Origin of the sequence: Saccharopolyspora karakumensis, assembly GCF_004349225.1 — a bacterium.
Classification (GTDB): Bacteria; Actinomycetota; Actinomycetes; order Mycobacteriales; family Pseudonocardiaceae; genus Saccharopolyspora; species Saccharopolyspora endophytica.
Genome location: NZ_SMLA01000010.1, coordinates 149,341 through 169,057 on the forward strand (window position 1 = coordinate 149,341; position 19,717 = coordinate 169,057).

The window sequence follows — 19,717 nt, forward strand, 5'->3', positions numbered from 1 at the left end:
CCGGCCCGCCGGGGTCACCAGCGGGAGATCGAAGGCAACTGGTGGCAACTCGTTGCCGAACGGGTTGGGGAGTGAGGATGCTGCGGCCTGCGGCTCCAGCGGGCCGCAACGACCGCGCGCACGGCCGCAAGACGCTTCGGGAAGCGCACGTTCCTCGCGCTTGCGCGACCGACCCGTGGCGGCAGTGCCCCGCACAACGACGTGCCCGCCGTTCGAGAGCCGATCTCACCGGCGCAGGGAAGGAAGACCCGATATGCACCTGTTGGACTGGTTGGTCATAGCAGGCTATTTCGTCGTGATGATCGCGATCGGTGTGTGGGCGCACCGCCAGGTCTCCAACGCCGCTGACTACTTCACCGCCGGCGGGAAGATGCCGTGGTGGCTGGCCGGCATCTCGCATCACATGTCCGGCTACAGCGCGGTGGTCTTCGTCGCCTACGCCGGGGTCGCCTACGACCAGGGGATCGTCTCCTACGTGGTGTTCATGTTCCCGCTCGCGGTCGCCACCGGCATCGGCGCGTTCCTGTTCGCGCCGAAGTGGAACCGCCTGCGATCCCGCTACGACATCGCGTCCCCGCTGGAGTACCTGGCGGCCCGGTTCAACGTGCCCACCCAGCAGGTGCTGGCGTGGAGCGGCTCCCTGCTCAAGATCTTCGACGTGGCCGCGAAGTGGTCGGCGGTGGCGCTGCTGCTGGACAAGTTCGTGGGCGTTCCACTGGTGTGGGGCGTGATCATCACGGCGGGCGTGACGTTGCTGTACTGCACCGCGGGCGGCCTGTGGGCCGACGCGCTCACCGAGCTCGGTCAGTTCGTGATCCAGGGTCTGGCCGCGTTCGCCATGGTCATCGCCGTGGGATCCGCCTTGTCCGCCCGGGGTTTGAACTACCTGAACTTCTGGGGCGCGTTGCCCGAGGGGCACACCGACCCGACGACGAGCGAGTACCCGATGTACTTCGTGATCGTCTACATCCTCGTCAAGACCTTCGAGTACAACGGCGGCATGTGGAACCTCGCGCAGCGCTACCTCGCGACGCCGAGCTCCACCCAGGCGCGCAACACCGCTCTGCTGTCGAGCCTGCTGTACCTCGTGTGGCCGATCGTCCTGATGCTGCCGATGTTCGCCGCACCTCTGCTGGTGGAGGTCGAGAAGTCGCAGGACGTCTACGCCCAGATGGCCCTGGACTTCCTGCCCGCGGGATTGCTGGGCCTGGTGCTGGTCGGGGTCTTCTCGCACACCATGGCCATGGCCGCGTCCGACGCGAACGCCATCTCCGCGGTCATGACCCGCGACGTGCTGCCCAACGTCTGGAAGCGCGCCAAGAACTTCACCGATGAGCAGGCGTTGCGGACCGGGCGCTACCTGACCGTGATCTTCGTGCTCCTGAGCGTGATCATCGCGATCAACGCGGAGAACCTGGGCGGCGTGCTCTCGATCATCGTGACCTGGGTGGGAGCGCTCATCGGACCGATCTCGATCCCGATGATGCTCGGCATGCTGCGCCCGTTCCGCCACGTCGGGCCGACCGCGGCGCTGATCTCGTGGGGCGGCGGGCTGCTCTCGTACGCGCTGACCAAGTACGCGTGGCATCTCAACGACGCGATCACGGTGGTCACCCCGGTCCTCGTGTCGCTCGTGCTGTTCGTCGGCATCGGCGCCGTCCTCCGGGACGCGCCCGCGGCGGCGGAGGAGATCACCGAGAAGCTCGCGCAGGACGCGGAACCAGCGGAACCGTCGCGGGCCTGAGCGTCCGCAGCGGGTTCCGCTCGGGACGAGTGCGGGTGGTGCCGGGTCCGGTGGCCCGGCAGCACCCGCACCCCGTTGTTCGCGGGTGACGTCGGGCCGTCGCGAAAACCGTTGATGGGGCGGTGGCTTTCCATGGGGCGCTACCGGATGCCCGAACCGAACCATTTGTCCGGTACTTCCTGGTGTTCACGTGGACGTGGTCCACCGGACGGAGCCCGGGTCTAGAAACAGGGGAATGAACGGCACATTCATCGCGCAGCGCGCGGTTGTCGCGGTCGGAGCGTCACTCGCGCTGGTGGGGGTGACCACCCCGGCGCACGGCGCGCCACCGGAACGGCACGCGTCGCTGCTGTACTTCCAGGACGCGCACGACGTGTCGCCGGTGCTGCAGGACGACGGCTGGCGCGGTGGCGTCGCCCGCGTTGCAACGGTCCTGGACGCCCAGCGGGCCCAACATGAGGGATCGGCCGCGGTTTTCGGCGGCGACCTGGCGGGTGGCACCCTGTTCGGCGGTGTCTACCACGGCTTTCCCCTGGTCGAGGCCTTCAACCGGATGGGCGTGCAGGTGGCCAACTTCGGCCAGCACGATTTCGACTTCGGCGTCGCCAACACCGAGGAACTGGTCAAGGCGTCGGACTTCCCGTGGGTGTCGACCAACATCGTCCACACCGACGGCAAGCCCTTCCTCCCGCAAGCGCGCACGCGCACCCAGCGCGTGGGCGAGGTGAGCGTGGGCTACATCGGGCTCACCGAGGACATGGGCAACACCACCACGGCCGGCACCTTGACCGACGTCGACCCCGTGCCGGCGGCGAAGGACGCAGTGCGCCGGCTCCAGGAGCAGGACGTCGACGTGATCGTGGCCGTCACCCAGATCAGTCGCGACGCCAGCCAGCGGTTGCTCGACGAGGTGCCCGAGATCTCCGCGGCCTTCCGGGAGGAGAACGGCTACGACAGCGCCTCCGAGGTGACGGTCCGCCACGACGGCCGACTCGTGCTCGCCCCGGAGGGGAACATGGGGAGCGTCATCCGCCTCGACATGACCGTCGGCGACGACGGGGTCCGCCTCGACCACGACGTCGTCGAGGTCGACGAGACGGTCTCGCCCGATCCGGCGATGCAGGAGTTCGAGGACTTCTACGTCGCCGACCTGGAGCGCAAGCTCGGCGAGCAGATCGCCACGACCACGGCCCCGCTGGACCGCGACAACACCCGCTACCTGGCCGCCGACGCCTTCCGGGCGTGGGGAGCGGCCGATCTCGGCTGGATGAACAGCGGCGGCGCACGGGCGGACATCCCCGGGCCCGAGGTCAGGTTGCGCGACGCCTACTCGGTGCTGCCGTTCGGCAACCAGGTCTCGGTCATCGAGGTCACCGGAGCTCAGCTCAAGGAGGGCGTCGAGCAGTCGGAGGGCGGTGACCAGGCCAGGCCGTCGGGCTTCACCTTCCACTACACCCCGAGCGCTCCAGCGGGAGCCCGCATCTCCGAACTCCGGCTGGAGAGCGGCGAGCCGGTCGACCCGAACGCCACCTACTCGCTCGCGATCACGAACTTCAACGTCCAGCGCATCCCGGCCTTCGCCACCGCCGCGGTGCGCACACCCGCCGGAATCGTCGACGCCGAGGCGCTGGTCGCCCTGATCAAGGCCAGGACCACGTTGTCGCCGGTGACCGAACCTCGGGTGGTGCGGTCCACGGCGGCGACCGCGCTCAACGGCTGACCCGAGCCCGGACCCGAGCCCGGATCCGAGGCCGTGCTCCGGGCTCGGGCCCGCCGGCGGTGCCGGAACCGTTCGCCCGGGTGGCGGGGGTGGAGCCCCCCGGGGGCACTTCTGACCGGGGTGGCTCGTTGATACTGGTGTGAAGCCGGTCCGGGAAACACTGGGGAGTTGGTCATGAGCGCCGTCGGGACTCTGCTGGGATACGCCTTGACGGTGTTCCTGCTGTTGCTGGTCGCGCGGCTCGTGCTGGATTGGGCGCGGGTCGCTGCGGAAGGCCCGCACTGGGTGAGCCGGGCTCGGGCGCTGACGCACACCGCTACCGAGCCGGTGATCGCGCCGGTGCGACGGGTGCTGCGGCCGGTGCGGGTCGGCGAGATCTCGATCGACCTCGCCTTCACGGCCGTGCTCGTCGTCGTGCTGATCCTGCGCTCCGTCGCCTTCAACCTGTAGCCGCGGCGTCGTCCGGCCGCGCCGGCCGTTCGTGCTTCGCCGGAACATCCGGACTCCGGGATTCCGCCTGCCGTAACGGTGTGAGCAAGTTTCCTCACCTCACCTGTCCGAGCCTCTAGCCTCCCGACGGGTGCATGGCGCCGCGTTCGCGGTGCGCCACTCGTCGGTCGAGGTCGTCCCGGTGCGGGAAGGGTGGTCTCCGGATGTCAGTGCGGACGTTGCAGGGGCTCAAGAGGACGAGGCGCCGCGGTGCGGGAGTGGTCGCAGCGGCGATCGCGGCGGTGATGGTGCCGGCGGTGCCGCCGGCGCAGGCGTCGGGGGTGCCGTACCCGGACGCGGAGTGGAGCGAGGCGTGGATCTCCTCGCCGTCGAGCGCGGGCGAGGCGACGCTGCACGCGGACGTCCTGCGGCCCAAGGGCGCCAAGCCCACCGACAAGACCCCGGTGATCCTCTCGATCGGGCCCTACTTCAACCACTCCGGTCAGACCGGGCCCGTCGGTGCCGTGGAGGGCACGCCGTACGACCCGATCGGGCCCAACGACGGCCCTTCGGAGCGGTTCCAGGACTTCGTCGAGGGCTCCGGGCTGCTGGAGAAGGGCTACACGTTCGTCATGGTGGACCTGCGCGGCTTCGGCGGCTCCACCGGATGCCTGGACTGGTCGGGTCCGGGGGAGAAGGCCGACGTGGTCAACGCCGTGCAGTGGGCGGCGAACCAACCGTGGTCGACGGGACGGGTCGGCATGTACGGCAAGTCCTACGACGGGTTGACCGGGCTGATCGGGGTCAACGAACGGCCTCCGGGGCTGGCCGCGGTGGTCAGCCAGGAACCGGTGTACGACGACTACCGGTACCTCTACGGCGACGGGATGCGCCGGCTGAACTCGATCGCCACGCCCGCCCTGTACGACGGCATCGCCGCCACACCGGGACCGATCACCGATGCTCCGCAGTACAACCTCCAGAGCCTCAACGACCCGGTCTGCCTCGCCCAGAACTTCGCGCAGCAGGCGGGCGATGACCGGCACGACTCGGCGTTCTGGCAGGAGCGCAACCTCATCCCCGGTGCCGCGGGCTCGAACGTGCCGCTGTTCCTCACCCAAGGCCTGACCGAGAACAACACGGTCGCCGACGGGATGCAGGAGTACCTGGACAACCACCCGGGCTACGAGCGGAGCTGGCTGGGCCCGTGGGAGCACGTGCGCGGCAACGACGTCGACGAGACCGGTCGCCTCGAGATGGGTCGGCAGGGCTGGTTCGACGAGGTCATGCGCTTCTACGACCGCTTCCTCAAGGACCAGGCGCCGACCGTCCCGGACCCGCCGCACGCGGTGCAGACCAACGACGGGGTGTGGCGGTCGGAGGCCCAGTGGCCCGCGGCGGACATGAGAGAGTTCCGGACGCCGTTGAACAGCGGCACCTACGTCGACCACGCCCAGTCGGTCTCGACCGCGGCCCACTCCTCGTCCGGGCAGCCCTCCGATCCGGCCGTGACCTCCGGCGTGTGGACCGTGTCGACACCGCTGCCGCACGACGTCCACCTGTCGGGCTCGCCGGCGGCCTCGGTCGACGTGACGACGTCGATGCCCAACGCCAACCTGGTGGTCGACGTCTACGACCTCGGCCCGGACGGCACGGGTCCGCTGATCACGCGCCAGGGGCACCTGGTGCGCGAGCCGGGCGAGTCGACCGTCCCGCTGCGCCTCTGGGGCGCTGATTGGAAGCTGCCGGCCGGTCACCGCATCGGCGTTCGGGTCACCGACAACAACCAGGACTGGTGGCCGATGGCCGCACCCAGCGGCCAGACCGTGACGGTCCGCGGCGGCTCGGTGGACCTGCCCTTCCTCGAGCACCGCCGGACGATGACGGCCCAGGGCGCCCCGGGCGTGCAGCTCGCCGGCTACCTGGAGCAGCAGAGGGCCGGAGCCCCGGCCGATGCCGTCGGCGGCGCCGTCGACTTCACCCTCCCCGGCCCGCTCGCGGATCCGCCGCCGGACTCGGTGTTCACCGGCGGCTACGTCGAACCGGTCGGCGGGAACTGACCTCAGGAAGACGACGGCGGGGCGACTCGAACTTCGAGTCGCCCCGCCGTCGTTCTCGCCCCGGAGCCGCAGCCCAGGGGATCGGTCACTTGGTCAGTTCACGCTCGTCGTCCTGCGTCGCAGCCCGTTCGGCTTCGGTGCGCTCGGACAGCAGCGCCTTGGCCGAGGCTTCGGGAGTGGCGAGGACGTCGCGTGCCTGCGCCGGATCCAGAGCACCGTCCCACTTGGACACGATGAAGGTCGCCACGCAGTTCCCGAGGAGGTTGGTGACCACGCGCATCGTGTCCATGATCCGGTCGGCGCCGAGGATCAGCGCGACGGCCGCGACCGGGATCACGCCCACCGCCGAGGCGGTCGCCGACAGGGCGATGAACGCCGAGCCCGGCACGCCCGCCATGCCCTTGGAGGTGAGGATGAGCACGAGGATCACGGTGATCTGCTGCCCGACGGTGAGGTCGACTCCCACGGCCTGTGCCATGAACAGCGTCGCCAGCGACAGGTAGATCGACGCGCCGTCGAGGTTGAACGAGTAGCCGGTCGGCACGACGAGGCCGACGGCCTCCTTCCGGCACCCGGCGCGTTCCAGCTTCTCCATCATGCGCGGCATCACGCACTCGCTGGAGGCCGTGCCGATGGCCAGCGCGAACTCCTCCCGCGCGAACCGCACGAACCGGATCAGGCTCAGCCCGGTGAACACGCGCATGAGCACGCCGAGCACGATGATGAACAGCGCCGCCGCCCCGTAGCAGGCGGCGATGAGCTTGGCGTAGGTCGACAGCGAGGACAGGCCGTACTGGCCGATCAGGTAGGCCATCGACCCGAAGACGGCGATCGGTGCCAGCCGCATGACGTAGCCGATGATCTTGAAGATGATCTCGCCGGCCTGCTCGATGAAGTGGAACACCTGCGGGGCCCGGTCGATGCCCACGTGCAGCAGTCCCGCGGCGAACAGCACGGCCAGCAGGAGGACCTGCAGCAGCTCGTTGTCGGCGAAGGCCCCGACAGCGCTCTCGGGGATCATGTGCAGCACGAAGTCGGCGGCACCGGGCATCTGCTCGCCCTCGGTCTTGGCCTCCACTCCGGAGGTGTCGAGGGTGCTGGGGTCGACGTTGAGGCCTGCGCCGGGCTGGACGACGTTGCCCGCGATGAGGCCGAGCGCGAGCGCGGCCGTGGTGACGATTTCGAAGTAGATCAGGGCTTTGAGCCCGATGCGTCCCACCGAGCGCATGTCGCCGGCCTTGGCGATGCCGACGACGACCACGCAGAAGATCAGCGGGGCGATGACCATCTTGATCAGGCGGATGAACCCGTCGCCGACCGGCTTCAGCGATTCACCGAAGCCGGGCCAGAGGTGGCCGACGAGGATGCCGAGCACGGCGGCGATGAGGACCTGGACGAACAGGGAGGACAGAACGCTTCGAACCGGACTTCGCGCCCCTTGAGCTGGAACAGCAGACACGATCCCTCTTCCGTGATGTGGAAATATACTTCCGAAGATTGATCTGAAGTGTGAGTCCAGCCGTCATCCGCGTCAAGAATCGTTTCTCGAACGAAAGCACCCAACTTTCTCAACAAAATGTTGAAATCGCCCCGCGGGGTGTGGCCGCCCGGCGGTCGGCATTGGCGATCTCTCGGAGTGCCGGGCCGCATCGTGTCGCCGGCCGGAAGCAATGGCGAAGTCCCGTCGCACGCCGTGGCGCGGAGGGACGGCATTCTCAAAACCGCGCTGTGCCAGTACTGTTGATCGATGGGTGGCAAAGCGAGTGGGAGCCCGGCCGCGACCGGCGCTGATGCGGGAGTCGCCCGGCGGTGTGAGGAACGTCGACGGCAAGCCGAGATCCGCCGCTGCACGCGCGATCTCGACTGTCACCCGGAGCTCGCGAACCGTGCGGACCCGACGCCCGCGCGTCAGCTCGCTTCGGAGGTCGTCCTCTCGGCGGCGTGACGTTCGCGCTGTTCGAGGGCGTCGATGGCCGAGCCGGTGAGACTGCGCTCGATGTGGGCGCGCATGAGCTCTCGCGCACCGGCGCCATCGCCGACCTCGACGAGGTCGACCAGGTCGTGGTGCTCCCGGTGGTCCCGCGTGCGCGGTTCCTCGCCAGGTGGTAGCTCCAGGCCGATGCGGCGGTAGCGATCGGACTTGTCCCAGAGGTCGTCGGGCATCCGGATCAGCACGTCGCTGCGCGAGGCGAGGTAGAGGGCCCGGTGGAACGCGCGGTGCGCGGTCAGCGCCTCCTCGCCCCAGGCGCGGGTGACGGGAAGCAGGCGCGCCGCGGCTGCGCGCAGCTTGGTGAGGTCCTCGTCGGCCACCTACGGCGCGGGCAGTCTGCAGCAGCTCGGCTATCTGATCCTGCTGTTCACGGCGACCTGCGTGGTCTACGTGGTCGTCGTCCTCGGCGCGATCATGCGAGCCTGCAGGCTGAGCCTGTTCGGCCTGATGCGATTCCTCAAGGCCGAACTGCTCGTCGCGTTGTCGACCTGCTCCAGCGAAGCGGTCCTGCCCCAACTGGTCCGGAAGCTGGAGATGATGGGGATCGGGCGACCGGTCGTCGGCATCGTCATCCCCTCCGGGTTCTCGTTCAACCTGGACGGGTCGGCGGTCTACCTGACGATGGCCTCGCTGTTCCTGGCCCAGGCCTTGGGCATCGACCTGTCCTGGCAGCAGCAGCTGGTCATGGTCGGCATCATGATGCTGACCAGCAAGGGCACAGCCGGGATCGCCGGTGGCGCGTTCATCGTGCTGGCCAGCACGATCGCCGCGGTCGGCCACATGCCGCTCGCGGCCCTCGCCCTCATCGTCGGGATCGATCGCATCCTCAACGAGGGGCGCGTGTTCATCAACGTCCTCGGCAACGCCGTCGCCGCCATCGTCATCGGCAAGTGGGAGAAGGACTTCGACGTCGACAGGGCCAACGCGGTCTTGCGCGCCGGGGCGGCCGAACTCGAGCAGGTCGACGCCGAGCACGACGCGGCCGAGAACCGCGCCGTCGCCAACCAGCCGCAGAGCTGACCCGGTGGTTCGCCGGAGTGCGGAACGCGCTCCGGCGAACCACCCCATCGGTGGTGGGTGTCTCGTGTGGACGGTGGCCAGGCCGGCCGAGCTGGAGCTGCGGGGATTTCTGCTCGGGCAGGGGTCAGTTCGCGTTGGCGTGGAAGCGTCGGCGGTACTGCGAGGGGGAGACCTTGAACGCGGCCGAGAAGTTCTGGCGCATCGTCACGGCGCTGCCGAACCCGCAGTCCTCGGCGATCTGATCGACGGAGCGGTCGCTGGATTCCAGCAGTCGGCGGGCTTCGTCGAGTCGGCGTGCGCGGACCCACCCGGCCGGGGTCGTTCCGGTCGCCGAGCGGAATGCGCGGACGAACGTCCGGGTGCTCATGTGGGCTGTGGCGGCCAGGCGTTCGACGGGCAGCGGTTCGGCCAGGCGTTGCCCGGCCCACTCCATCGCTCGGGAGATCGCGTCGTCCTCCGACCGCGGGGGCATCGGGCGCTCGATGTACTGGGCCTGCCCGCCTTCCCGGTGCGGTGCGATGACCAGGCTGCGCGCGACCTTGTTGGCGGCTGTCGCGCCGAGGCGGGAGCGGACCAGGTGCAGGCACGCGTCGAGTCCTGAGGCGGTGCCCGCGGAGGTGAGGACGTCGCCGTGGTCGATGTAGAGCACGGAGTCGTCGAGGTCGAGCTCGGGGTGGCGCTGGGTCAGGAGCTCGAAGGCCTGCCAGTGGGTGACGGCCGCGCGTCCGTCGAGCAGGCCGGCGTCGACGACGGGGATGGCGCCGAGGCAGAGCCCGACGATGGTCGCGCCGCTGCCGTGCGCGTTGGTCAGCGTCGTGCGCACGGCGGTGCTGGCGGGTCGGCCGTCGAAGAACCAGGACGGGATCACCAGGACGTCGGCCTCGCGGGCGTCCGCGAGCCCGGAGATGTCTCCGATGCGGTAGCCCTCGGCGGTGCGGACGGTGCCCGGGCGATCGCTGAACAGGAACGTCTCCCACGTCCCCAAGCCCTGCCGGGCTACCTCGTCGAAGACCATCTGGGGAACGGCGAGGTGGAACATCGTGACGTCGTTGAACGCGTAGATCCCGACGCGCATCCGGCCCCCTCTCATCGTGGCGTGAATCCATCGTACATCGGCATTCGCGCCACTCGTCGCTCGGCGAGGACGCGGGCACGATGGGTTTCGAGACGCCACAGCGGCGCATCCGCGACCACCAAGGAGAACCTCGTGAACAGCCCTCGACGCGCGCTCGTCGTCATCGACGTCCAGCAGGTCTACTTCGACGGCCCGTTGGAGATCCAGCACCCGCCGCCCGCGGAGTCCCTGCCCCGCGTCGCCCGGGCGATCGATGCCGCCAACGCCGCCGGGATTCCCGTCATCGCGGTTCAGCACACGATGGGCGAGGACGCGCCCGTGTTCAACCCGACCCAGCCCAGCTTCCAGCTCCACCCGGAGATCGCCGGTCGTCGCACCGACGGCTGGAAGCAGGTCGTGAAGGACCGCAGTTCCATCTACTCCGGCACGGACGTCGTCGACTGGCTGCGCGAGCAGGGCGTCGACACCGTGACCCTGGTCGGCTACATGACCAACAACTGCGTGCTCGCCTCGGCCGTCGAGGCCGAAGGCCTGGGCTTCGCCACCGAGGTGCTCGACGACGCGACCGGCGCGATCAACCTGGCCAACGACGCCGGCGTCGTCGACGCCAAGACGGTGCACGCGACGCTGATGACGCTGCTCAACTCGAACTGGGCCGCCGTGGCCTCGACCGAGGCGTGGACCCAGGCCCTCGAGGCGCAGCAGCCCCTGCCGAAGAGCGACCTGGGCAGCTCGGCCGTCGAGGGCGCCCGACAGGTCACCGCGGCCTGAACGCCCAACGTCCACCGCGCCGGCTCGACCACCGAGCCGGCGCGGTGGACGTGGCCCCACGAATGAAGAATCCGCTGTCAGAAGTGAGGAAGCTCGTGATCCCCGCGTCGCCTTCGGGCACTGCACCGTTCGCCCTCTCCGTCCTCGACAACGCGCACACCGCTGTCGGGCAGACCGCCGAGGAAGCACTCGGCGAGGTCATCGCGTTGGCTCGGTTGGCGGAGCGCCGGGGTTATCAACGGTTCTGGATGTCCGAGCACCACGCGATGCCGGGCGCGGCGACGTCCTCGCCGCAGCTGATGCTGGCGCGCCTGACCGGTGAGACCAGCAGAATCCGGCTCGGTGCGGGCGGGATCATGCTGCCCAACCACGCGCCGCTGGTGATCGCCGAGCAGTTCGGCATGCTCGAGGCGCTCGCTCCGGGTCGGATCGACCTCGGGCTGGGGCGCGCACCAGGCACGGACGTCGCGACCGCTTCGGCGCTGCGCCGGCACGTCGACGCCAACGACGGGTTCCCGCAGCAAGTGCTGGAGCTGCTCGGGTTCCTCGGCGACGACTTCCCGGACGGTCACCCCTACCAGGACATCCACGCGGTCCCAGGGCCGTGGCAGGCCTACCAGAACCGCGTGCCCTGTCACGAGACCTCGCCAGAGACGTGGATCTTGGGCTCGTCGCCGTACTCGGCTCGCCTCGCGGGTCGGCTCGGCCGCCCGTACGCCTTCGCCCTGCAGTTCGGCGACTCCGACGTGGAATCGGCTCTGCGGTTGTACCGGGAGAACTTCCGTCCCTCGGAGGTCCTCGCCGAGCCTTACACGCTCGTCAGCGTCGGTGCGATCGCGCACGACGACCCGGCCGAAGCCCGGCGGCAGGCGGCCTCGTCGGCGATGGCGATGCTGCGGATGTTCCAGCGCAGGCCCTACAGCCTGCTCCCGCCGGAGGAGGTCGAGGCCTACCCCGCGAGCCCGCAGGAGCAGCAGGTCCTCGAGACCTACGTCCACCACTACCTCAACGGCACCGGATCGGAGGTGGCCGCGGGCCTCGAACGACTCCACGCCCGGACCGGGGTCGACGAGGTGATGCTCGTGGTCATGGGGCACTCACGCCAGGTCCAGGCCCGCACGGTGGAGCTGATCGCCGACCACTACGGCCTGCCCCCGCACTGAGTTCGGAGGGAGCGGTCGGTCGGACAGGTATCCAGCGCGGGGTTCTCCGCGTTGCCCGCGCGACTGGTGGGTCGGTGCTCGGTCATGTCGCCGTGCGGTCGGCTTGCGACGAGGACTGCGGTGGTGGTTGCCCGCCCTGGCACAGCGGTGTGGGATCGGCCGTGGCCGCCGGTAGCAGCACCGCTGCCGCAGCCGCGAGGGTCAGGAGAGGCGCCGTGATCGCGGTTCTGGTCGACCAGCGGGACCCGGGGTTCGCGGGCTGAGGTTCGACGAGGCGCCGGACCCGGTCGAGGACGTCGGAGCCGGTGGCCGAGAGGGCGGCCCGAGGTGCGGCTCCGGTCGAGGCGGGGAGAGCGGTCGCCATGGTGGCCAGTGCGCGGGCAACGGAATGCGAGCCGTGGCGAGCGCTCGCCTGATCATCGGCGACCCATTCGACGAGGCGGGCGAGCTCGTGCGGTGCCCTCCGCAGCAGGGGGACGAACGGGAACGCGGTCGCCAGGATCGATCCCCACGTCACGTAGAGGTGGTGTCTGCCTCGCAAGTGCGCCTGCTCGTGGGCCACGACCGCGCAGATCTGGTCCCGCGGCAGACCCCGGAGCACACCTGTGGTCAGCACGATCTCCGAGCGGCGGCCGGGAACGCAGTACGCGACCAGGGTGGCGCTGTCGATGATCGAGAAGCGCTGTCCGCAGCGGTGCGCGGTCCGCATCAGAGCGCGCACCTCGCGCCGGTGCTTGGTCCGCCTGCGGCGGTTGTGGTGGATCTGACGCGCGGTGGTCCAGCCCAGGCGCAGCAGGATGGCGAGGGAGCCGAGCAGGGCGACGGCGGCGGGGACGTCCGCGGGGTGGTGCACGGTGAGGATCGCTCGCACCGCGCGCAGGCAGGCGTGCAGCAGTCCGGCCAGGCCCAGACCGCCGGAGAGGTGTGCGGTGGCGGCGAGCCCCACGGCGAGCAGCGCGACGATCCAGGACGTGGGCAGGGCGGTCCACAGCACGAGCCCGACCCTCGGGGCGGCACGATGCCGGCGCGCGCAGGCGCGCAGGAGCCGTGGGCCGAACGCGGCGAACACCGCTGCGTAGGCGGCCAGCCCGAGGAGCAGTGGCGTCATCGCTCGTCCGGTGTCGCGGTGTCGGCGAGGAGCTCGCGCAGCAGCGAGGCCTCTTCATCGCTGATCTCGTCGACGAACTTGAGGAAGGTGGCGCGAGGGCTGGTGCTCGCGGCCAGCGCTTCACGCATCAGCGAGGCCGCGTGCTCGCTCGACTGCACGCGAGGGCGGTAGAACCACACCCTGCCGATTCGTTCCCGGTCGAGCCACTCCTTGCGGTGCAGCTTCTCCAGGACGGTGGCCACGGTGGTGTAGGCGAGGTCGCGGTCGCGCAGTTCCTCGTGCACCTGCCGCACGCTCAGAGCCTCGTCGGCGTTCCACAGCAGTGACATGACCGCTGACTCCAGCGGCCCCAGGTTGCGCATCGAGCTCGTCCCCCTTCCGGTCACAGGTTAGGTCATGCTCGCCCGGCCGGAACCGCACAACCGGCTGCGGAGCGCAGCCTGGACCGCAAGGCGTAGCCCAGCAGCACGAGCGAGCCGATGGCCAGCACCGGCTGGAACGGGCCGAACCAGGTGAGGGCGCCGTTGGTGCCCAAGGCGAGTACGACGAGCTTGTTGCAGGTCGGGCAGCCCACCGCCAGCAGGGACAGCACCGCCCCCAGGACGCTGCGGTGCTCCCGTCGTCCTGGCTGCGCCGGAGACCGGTCAGCCGCATAGGTGGCGATCAGGAGTCCCGACAGGACCGCAGAGGCGATCCAGACCGGATAGGCCCACCACGGCGCTTCGACCATGCGCGCGAAGACCGGGTTCGGGATGAGCACGGTCACCACCCCGGTGACCACCGCCACGACCGCGGTTCCGGCCGCGGCCACCAGCCATTGGCGCGTTGTCCAGCCGCGCATCGCGCCTCGCTTCCCGGACGGGGTGTGCCCATCCTCTCCGACGTTCTCTACTATCCCGCGTGAGAATACTACTATGCTGCGTAGAAATGGCTCGAACGGGCTGGTGCCGCGGGCTTTTCATCGATCTCGGTGTCCCGGTTCGACGCACGAGGTCGCCGCAGCGCTCTCGGTAGGCGGCCGCGAGCGGCATCGTGGGCGCTGATCGCGGCACGGGTTTCGGCCTCGCCGACGCTACCCAGCAACGAACGAAGGAGTGCTGTCACCACCATGCCGACCAACCGCACGCGCGCGATGCGCAACGCCCTGGTGGCCGCGACCGCGATGTCCACCGCGGTCATCGGCGGCGCGCCCGCAGCAGCTCAGCCGCAGGAGCCGGATTCGGCGTCCGGCGCCGCGCAGCGCTTGCGCGAGCTGGCCCGGCAAGCCGAAGTGGTCACCGAGGACGTCAAGAAGGCCCAGGACGACCACGCCGCACGACAGCGAGAGCTCGTGGAGGCCACCTCGGCGGCCCAGCGGGCGGAGGCTGTCGCCCAGCGGGCTCGCGCCGACGAATCGCGCTTCCGCGACCGCGTGGACGAGCTCACCGCCGCTTCCTACCGCGGCGCGCGGTTGAACACGATGTCGGCGGTGCTCATCAGCGAATCGCCCGATGCGTTCCTCCAGCGGGCGACGGCGGTGGAAACGCTCGCCGCCGACAACGCCGAGGTGGTGCACGCGTTGGCCGCGGCCACGCGGCAGGCCGGGTCCGCTCAGCGGCGAGCAGCGGACGCGCGCGCCCGTGCTGCGCGGGCGGAGTCCGACGCGGGCCGGTTGCGGCAGGACATCGCGGGCCGCAAGGCCGCGATGGACGCCCAGGTGGCCCAGGTCAAGCGCCAGTACGACGAACTCAGCTCCACCGAGCAGGACGCCCTGCGCGGTAGCGGCGGTGATGTCGGCCCCATCGGCGGGAGCGGGATCGCGATCTCCGCGGTGAACGCCGCGCTGAGCAAGCAAGGCTCGCCCTACGTGTGGGGCGCCAAGGGTCCGGAGGAGTTCGACTGCTCCGGCTTGGTGCAGTGGTCCTACGAGCAGGCGGGCAAGTCGCTGCCCTCCTCGACCCGCACGCAGGTCTCGACGGGCACCAGCGTGTCCGAGGGTCAGCTCAGGCCCGGGGACGTGATCTTCTACTACGACTCGGCCAGCCACAACGGGATCTACATCGGTGGCGGCAAGGTCGTGCACGCGCCCACCGAAGGGCAGGACGTCAAGGTCGAGGACTACCGGGACATCGGTGACGTCCACTCGATTCGCCGCATGGTCGGCTGACCGCTCGCCCGGTCTCCGCGATGCTGCCCTCGCGACCGTGGAATACCCCCGGGGGTAATGTACGTTGGAGGTGGCGAGAGGAGATGGTTGTCGTGGAGATGAAGCCTGAGATGGTGGGGGATGCGCTGACCCGGTTGCGCCGGGCGCGCGGCCAGCTCAACGGCGTGATCGAGGCCATGGAGGAGGGGCGCGACTGCGCTGAGGTGCTCACCCAGCTCGCGGCGGTTTCGCGTGCTCTGGACCGTGCCGGGTTCAAGATCGTGGCCAGTGGCATGCGCTACTGCCAGCAGGCGCGCGACGACGGGGACGAACCGCCGATGACGGAGCAGGAGCTGGAGCGGCTGTTCCTGGCGCTCGCCTGAGCTCCCCTGCCTTCGCTGAATCGGGGGTCGTGTGACTCATTGATACCCCCCTGGGTATAAAAGCGAACACACTTCCGGGGTCGGTGCCGCGGGCCGACGTCGGTGACGAAATGGAAAGGGTGCATGGCGGTGACGGAGACGAACGCGGTGAAGCAAGAGGACGTGTTGCCCGGTGGTCTGGCGGTCGAGGTGATCGAGACCTCCTCGCTGGGAGATCGCAGTTACCTGGCCACCGACGGTGAGGTGGCCGTGGTGGTCGATCCGCAGCGCGACGTGGATCGGGTGATCGCCGCGGCCGGGCGGCTCGGTGCCCGCATCGCGCTGGTCGTGGAGACCCACGTGCACAACGACTACGTCTCGGGTGGTCTGGAGCTGGCTCGGCTGACCGGTGCCGAGTACGGGGTCGCCGCTGCCGACGAGGTGCCGTTCGAACGGCGGCCGCTGTCCGACGGCGACGTCGTGGAGCTGTCACCCCGGATGCGGCTGCGGGCGATGGCCACGCCCGGGCACACCTTCCACCACCTGTCCTACGCCTTGGAGGGTGAGGAAGGTCCGGTTGGTGTGTTCACCGGCGGTTCGCTGCTGTTCGGCACGACCGGGCGCACCGACCTCCTGGGTGAGCAGCACAGCGAGGAGCTGGCGCGCCACCAGCACGCTTCCGCGCACAAGCTCGCGGCGGTCCTGCCCGATGGGGCGCAGATCTGGCCCACCCACGGCTTCGGGAGCTTCTGCTCGGCCACGCAGGCATCCGGTGATGCGGCGACCTTGGGGGAGCAGAAGCGCAGCAACCCGGCTCTGGTGCTGGCCGAGGGGGATTTCGTCGAGCAGACGCTGTCCGGACTGGACGCCTACCCGGCGTACTACGCGCACATGGGTGTGCAGAACACGACCGGACCGGAACCGCTCGATCTGCGTGCGCCGGCCCGCGCCGAACCGGACGAGCTGCGGCGCCGCCTTCAGCACGGCGAGTGGGTGGTGGACCTGCGCTCCCGCAAGGCCTTCGTCGTCTCCCACCTGGCGGGCACGGTCAGCCTCGGCCTGGACGGGCCGATGGTGACCTGGCTGGGCTGGATGATCGACTGGGGTGCCCCGATCACGCTCGTCGGCGAGTCCCGCGAGCAGGTCGCCGAAGCGCAGCGGGAACTCGCCCGGATCGGCATCGACAAGTTCGCCGCAGCGGCGGTGGGCAGCCCCGAGCAGCTCGCGGCCGATCCGGGTCAGCTGCGCAGCACCACGACCGCGACCTTCGCGGACCTGGCCGCGGCCCTGGACGGCAATCCCGACGGCAAGCCCGCGCCGGAGGTGGTGCTCGACGTGCGCACCAACAACGAGTTCGCGGCCTCGCACGTCACCGGCGCGGTGCACATCCCGCTCTACGAGCTCAAGGATCGGATCGGCGAGATCCCGGCAGGGGTCGTGTGGGTGCACTGCGGCAGCGGCTACCGCGCCACCGCCGCCGCTTCGCTGCTGGAAGCCCACGACCTCGCGGTCGTGCTCGTCGACGACTTCTTCAGCGCCGCCGCCGAGGCGGGCGTTCCGATGACCCACCAGAGCTGACCCACGGACCCGGAACGAAAGCGTAGGGAACACGCAGTATGCCCAAGACCCTCGATACCGCCCAGGTTCGCGAACTGCGCGAGGCCGACCCGCAGGCCCGTCTGATCGACGTGCGAACCCCTGGTGAGTTCGCCTCCTCGCACATCCCGGGCTCCTGCAACGTGCCGCTGAACTTGCTGCGGGAACATCACGATGAGCTCACCGCGGAACACGGCGACCCGATCGTGCTGGTGTGCGCCTCAGGTGCTCGTGCCGAGCAGGCCGGCACCCTCTTGGAATCCGCAGGCCTGGACCGTCTCAGCGTGCTTCGTGGCGGCATCACCGGCTGGCAGCAGCACGGAGGTGAGCTCAACTACGGCCGTGGCACCTGGGCCATGGAGCGCCAAGTGCGGCTGACCGCGGGACTGCTCGTTTTCATCGGCGTGGTGGCCAGCACGGCCTACGAGCCGCTGAAGTGGATCGCCGGGTTCGTCGGCGCGGGCCTGACCTTCGCCGCGGTGACCAACACCTGCGCCATGTCCCGAGTGCTCGGGCTGCTGCCCCACAACCGCGCCTCCGATTCCGATGGTCGAGCCCTCCTCGTGGCCCTGACCGGTGGCGAGGGGACAAGAGGCCGTGCTGCGGGTTGATCTCGCGGCAGGTTCACGGCTTCGACGACGGTGGTGGCGCGACGAGTCCGTCACTGGGACAGGTGGTTTCGTTGTACTTGGCGGTGGTGTTCGGTGCCGCGATCGGCTTGGTGCTGGGACTGCTCGGGGCGGGAGGTTCGATCCTCGCCGTTCCGGCACTGGTCTACGGCGTCGGAGAACCCCTGCAGACGGCCGTTCCCACCTCGCTGGCGGTGATCGCGCTGTCCTCGCTGGGCAGCCTGCTGCCGCGTGAGCGACGCGCGTCGGTGCGGTGGCCGGTCGCGCTGGTCTTCGGTGCGGCCGGAGTGCCCGCCGCGTTCGGCGGTGCTGCGCTCGGCAGGTTCTTCCCGCAGCGCTGGCTGCTCCTGGCATTCGCAGCGCTGATGATCGTCGTCGCGGCCCAGATGCTGCGCGGCGGCGAGAACCGTTCGGGTGCCTGCCGGGCCCGGGACGGTCGCGTGAACTGGCGTTCCTGCCTGCCGAAGTCAGTCCTGGCCGGAGCCGTCGTGGGTGTGCTGACCGGTCTTTTCGGCGTCGGCGGCGGCTTCATCGTCGTCCCCGTGCTGACGCTGCTGCTGGGCTTGGGCGCTCAGCAAGCGGTAGCCACGTCCTTGGTGGTCGTCCTCATCAACTCGGTGGCCGGGCTCACCGCGCACGCGGGCGCGATCGGAAGCATCGATCACCGGGTGCTGATGGTGTTCGCCGCGTCGGCACTGGTGGTGTCCCTGGTGGCGGCGCGGCTGTCCACGAGGCTCAACGCCTCCACGGTGCGCCGCTGGTTCGCCTTCGTCGTCCTGGCCGTCGCCGCGTTCGTCGCTGCGGCGGCGATCGTCAATCCCTCGGCCTTGGGCTGAGATCCGCCTGTCCCCGAAAACCGGGGGCAGAAACCAGAAGGAAGTGATGACCATGTGTCGCCGTGTTGAGTGCGGCACCTGCGGCAAGCCGACCTACGCGGGGTGCGGCCAGCACGTGGAGCAGGTGCTCGCAGACGTGCCCGAGTCCCAGCGGTGCACCTGCACGCCGAAGACCGGCGGAGCGAGCAGAATCCTCCGTAAGATCTTCGGCCGCGGCTAGCGCCGCTCGTGGACTTCGCCGCTTGGTCCGGCGGACACGAAGCTCGCCAGCCAGGCCGAAGCCGCCAGGAACAGCACGCCCAGAGCCAGTGCCCGCAGGAGGGAGGCGGTCGGGATGCGTTCGAGATCGTGCGGCAGGAACTTGCGCCGGGTCAGCACCGGCCCCACCCCGGAACGCCACCAGTGCTTCCACATCGCTGGCTGGCGAGCGAGCAGCGCTACCGCGGGGAGCGGGTTGAACTTCGCGCGTCGGCATCTGATGCGGCCAGCATCGTCGAGCGTGAGTTGATCGGTGATGTCGAGGCGCAGGGGCAACCGGCCGAGGGTCCCGGTGAGGATCAAGCTGATGCGCACCGTGCGGCCGTCGGCGGCCCACCTGGTCACCTCGCCCTTCAGGTCCGGGATCAGCTCGATCAGCCTCCCGTACTCCTCCGCCAGAGCGTGCCGACCCACGCGGTTCCGGAGCAAGGGCTGGACCAGCGTCACTTCGTCGGCGAGCAGATCGTCCCAAGCGTGGGGGTGAGGGGCTCGCCATCCTTCGGCGAACGCGGCCACAGCGGCCTCGACGGCCACGTCGTCCGCAGAGCTCTGAAGGCCCACGACTTCTCCTCTCAAACGTGGCGAACGCCCAATTTTGCCACGCCGCCACCTCTCAACGGGCGACGGGAAAACGGAGTTGTGCCCGCGTTTTGGTCTCGCATGTGTTGTTGGGTCGACGCCGGAAACCGATGTGTGCACGAACTGCGGAACTCCGGAGGCCTTTCCGCTCTCGATGAAGTTGATGACCTGGACCACCTCACCGTCGAAGTCGACGCCGTCCGCTGTGATGCTCGGCCACTGCACCGAGAATTGGCTGGGGTGGGTGGGTAG

The 19,717-nt window shown here is 69.6% G+C and carries 19 protein-coding genes; 12 read left to right on the forward strand and 7 right to left on the reverse strand.

Features of this window, described 5'->3' with window-relative positions:
• Window positions 1-253: 253 nt before the first annotated feature.
• The 4 genes from E1202_RS10065 (at window position 254) to E1202_RS10080 (ending at window position 5,953) form a co-directional block, all read left to right on the forward strand.
• Entirely contained in the window at window positions 254-1,744 is a 1,491-nt protein-coding gene (locus E1202_RS10065; protein ID WP_132682459.1) for a sodium:solute symporter family protein, read from the forward strand.
• A gap of 235 nt (window positions 1,745-1,979) precedes the next feature.
• Window positions 1,980-3,464: a bifunctional metallophosphatase/5'-nucleotidase gene (locus E1202_RS10070; RefSeq protein WP_132682460.1), complete on the forward strand. Its 1,485-nt coding sequence runs from the start codon at window positions 1,980-1,982 to the stop codon at window positions 3,462-3,464.
• Window positions 3,465-3,638: 174 nt separating this feature from the next.
• Window positions 3,639-3,914 carry a YggT family protein gene (locus E1202_RS10075; protein WP_132682461.1) on the forward strand — a complete coding sequence of 92 codons (276 nt, stop codon included), beginning with the start codon at window positions 3,639-3,641 and terminating at the stop codon, window positions 3,912-3,914.
• Between the two features lie 203 nt (window positions 3,915-4,117).
• Entirely contained in the window at window positions 4,118-5,953 is a 1,836-nt protein-coding gene (locus E1202_RS10080) for a CocE/NonD family hydrolase (protein ID WP_165943812.1), read from the forward strand.
• Between the two features lie 85 nt (window positions 5,954-6,038).
• Here the strand turns inward: E1202_RS10080 and dctA are convergent, their stop codons facing one another.
• Together dctA and E1202_RS10090 are read right to left on the reverse strand one after the other, a co-directional pair.
• Window positions 6,039-7,412: a C4-dicarboxylate transporter DctA gene (gene dctA / locus E1202_RS10085; RefSeq protein WP_207918535.1), complete on the reverse strand. Its 1,374-nt coding sequence runs from the start codon at window positions 7,410-7,412 to the stop codon at window positions 6,039-6,041.
• Window positions 7,413-7,861: 449 nt separating this feature from the next.
• Window positions 7,862-8,263, reverse strand: a complete 402-nt coding sequence (locus E1202_RS10090) for an FCD domain-containing protein (protein ID WP_132682465.1) — start codon at window positions 8,261-8,263, stop codon at window positions 7,862-7,864.
• On the opposite strand from E1202_RS10090, the gene E1202_RS10095 reads away from it, so the two are divergent.
• Window positions 8,244-8,963: a cation:dicarboxylate symporter family transporter gene (locus E1202_RS10095; RefSeq protein WP_207918536.1), complete on the forward strand. Its 720-nt coding sequence runs from the start codon at window positions 8,244-8,246 to the stop codon at window positions 8,961-8,963. The genes E1202_RS10090 and E1202_RS10095 overlap by 20 nt on opposite strands.
• Window positions 8,964-9,087: 124 nt before the next feature.
• Here the strand turns inward: E1202_RS10095 and E1202_RS10100 are convergent, their stop codons facing one another.
• Entirely contained in the window at window positions 9,088-10,038 is a 951-nt protein-coding gene (locus tag E1202_RS10100; RefSeq protein ID WP_132682466.1) for a GlxA family transcriptional regulator, read from the reverse strand.
• Between the two features lie 132 nt (window positions 10,039-10,170).
• Between E1202_RS10100 and E1202_RS10105 the strand changes: the two genes are divergently transcribed.
• On the forward strand, window positions 10,171-10,809 hold the full coding sequence (locus E1202_RS10105; RefSeq protein WP_132682468.1) for an isochorismatase family protein: 639 nt from the start codon (window positions 10,171-10,173) through the stop codon (window positions 10,807-10,809).
• An 83-nt stretch (window positions 10,810-10,892) separates the two neighbouring features.
• Window positions 10,893-11,972, forward strand: a complete 1,080-nt coding sequence (locus E1202_RS10110) for an LLM class flavin-dependent oxidoreductase (RefSeq protein ID WP_207918537.1) — start codon at window positions 10,893-10,895, stop codon at window positions 11,970-11,972.
• Between the two features lie 82 nt (window positions 11,973-12,054).
• On the opposite strand, the gene E1202_RS10115 is transcribed toward E1202_RS10110, so the two are convergent.
• Genes E1202_RS10115 through E1202_RS10125 form a run of 3 tightly spaced genes read right to left on the reverse strand, consistent with a single transcriptional unit; the run spans window position 12,055 to window position 13,921 of the window.
• Window positions 12,055-13,080 (reverse strand): M56 family metallopeptidase, encoded by a 1,026-nt coding sequence (locus E1202_RS10115; protein WP_132682472.1) that lies wholly within the window; start codon window positions 13,078-13,080, stop codon window positions 12,055-12,057.
• On the reverse strand, window positions 13,077-13,442 hold the full coding sequence (locus tag E1202_RS10120) for a BlaI/MecI/CopY family transcriptional regulator (protein ID WP_132682474.1): 366 nt from the start codon (window positions 13,440-13,442) through the stop codon (window positions 13,077-13,079). Before E1202_RS10120 ends, E1202_RS10115 begins: the two co-directional genes overlap by 4 nt.
• Window positions 13,443-13,474: 32 nt before the next feature.
• A complete protein-coding gene (locus E1202_RS10125) occupies window positions 13,475-13,921 on the reverse strand; it encodes a hypothetical protein (protein WP_132682476.1) in 447 nt (148 codons plus the stop codon).
• Between the two features lie 267 nt (window positions 13,922-14,188).
• Between E1202_RS10125 and E1202_RS10130 the strand changes: the two genes are divergently transcribed.
• The 5 genes from E1202_RS10130 to E1202_RS10150 all read left to right on the forward strand — a co-directional run bounded on the left by E1202_RS10130 (window position 14,189) and on the right by E1202_RS10150 (window position 18,628).
• Window positions 14,189-15,226 (forward strand): C40 family peptidase, encoded by a 1,038-nt coding sequence (locus E1202_RS10130; protein WP_207918538.1) that lies wholly within the window; start codon window positions 14,189-14,191, stop codon window positions 15,224-15,226.
• Between the two features lie 92 nt (window positions 15,227-15,318).
• Window positions 15,319-15,588 carry a metal-sensitive transcriptional regulator gene (locus E1202_RS10135; protein ID WP_132678314.1) on the forward strand — a complete coding sequence of 90 codons (270 nt, stop codon included), beginning with the start codon at window positions 15,319-15,321 and terminating at the stop codon, window positions 15,586-15,588.
• A gap of 123 nt (window positions 15,589-15,711) precedes the next feature.
• Complete coding sequence (locus E1202_RS10140) at window positions 15,712-17,145, forward strand: MBL fold metallo-hydrolase (RefSeq protein ID WP_207918539.1); 1,434 nt, start codon at window positions 15,712-15,714, stop codon at window positions 17,143-17,145.
• A 38-nt stretch (window positions 17,146-17,183) separates the two neighbouring features.
• Entirely contained in the window at window positions 17,184-17,774 is a 591-nt protein-coding gene (locus E1202_RS10145) for a rhodanese-like domain-containing protein (protein WP_132682479.1), read from the forward strand.
• 71 nt (window positions 17,775-17,845) lie between these two features.
• Complete coding sequence (locus tag E1202_RS10150) at window positions 17,846-18,628, forward strand: sulfite exporter TauE/SafE family protein (RefSeq protein WP_132682499.1); 783 nt, start codon at window positions 17,846-17,848, stop codon at window positions 18,626-18,628.
• Between the two features lie 216 nt (window positions 18,629-18,844).
• On the opposite strand, the gene E1202_RS10155 is transcribed toward E1202_RS10150, so the two are convergent.
• The coding region (locus tag E1202_RS10155) for a nuclear transport factor 2 family protein (protein WP_207918540.1) at window positions 18,845-19,717 on the reverse strand (873 nt) is incomplete at its 5' end.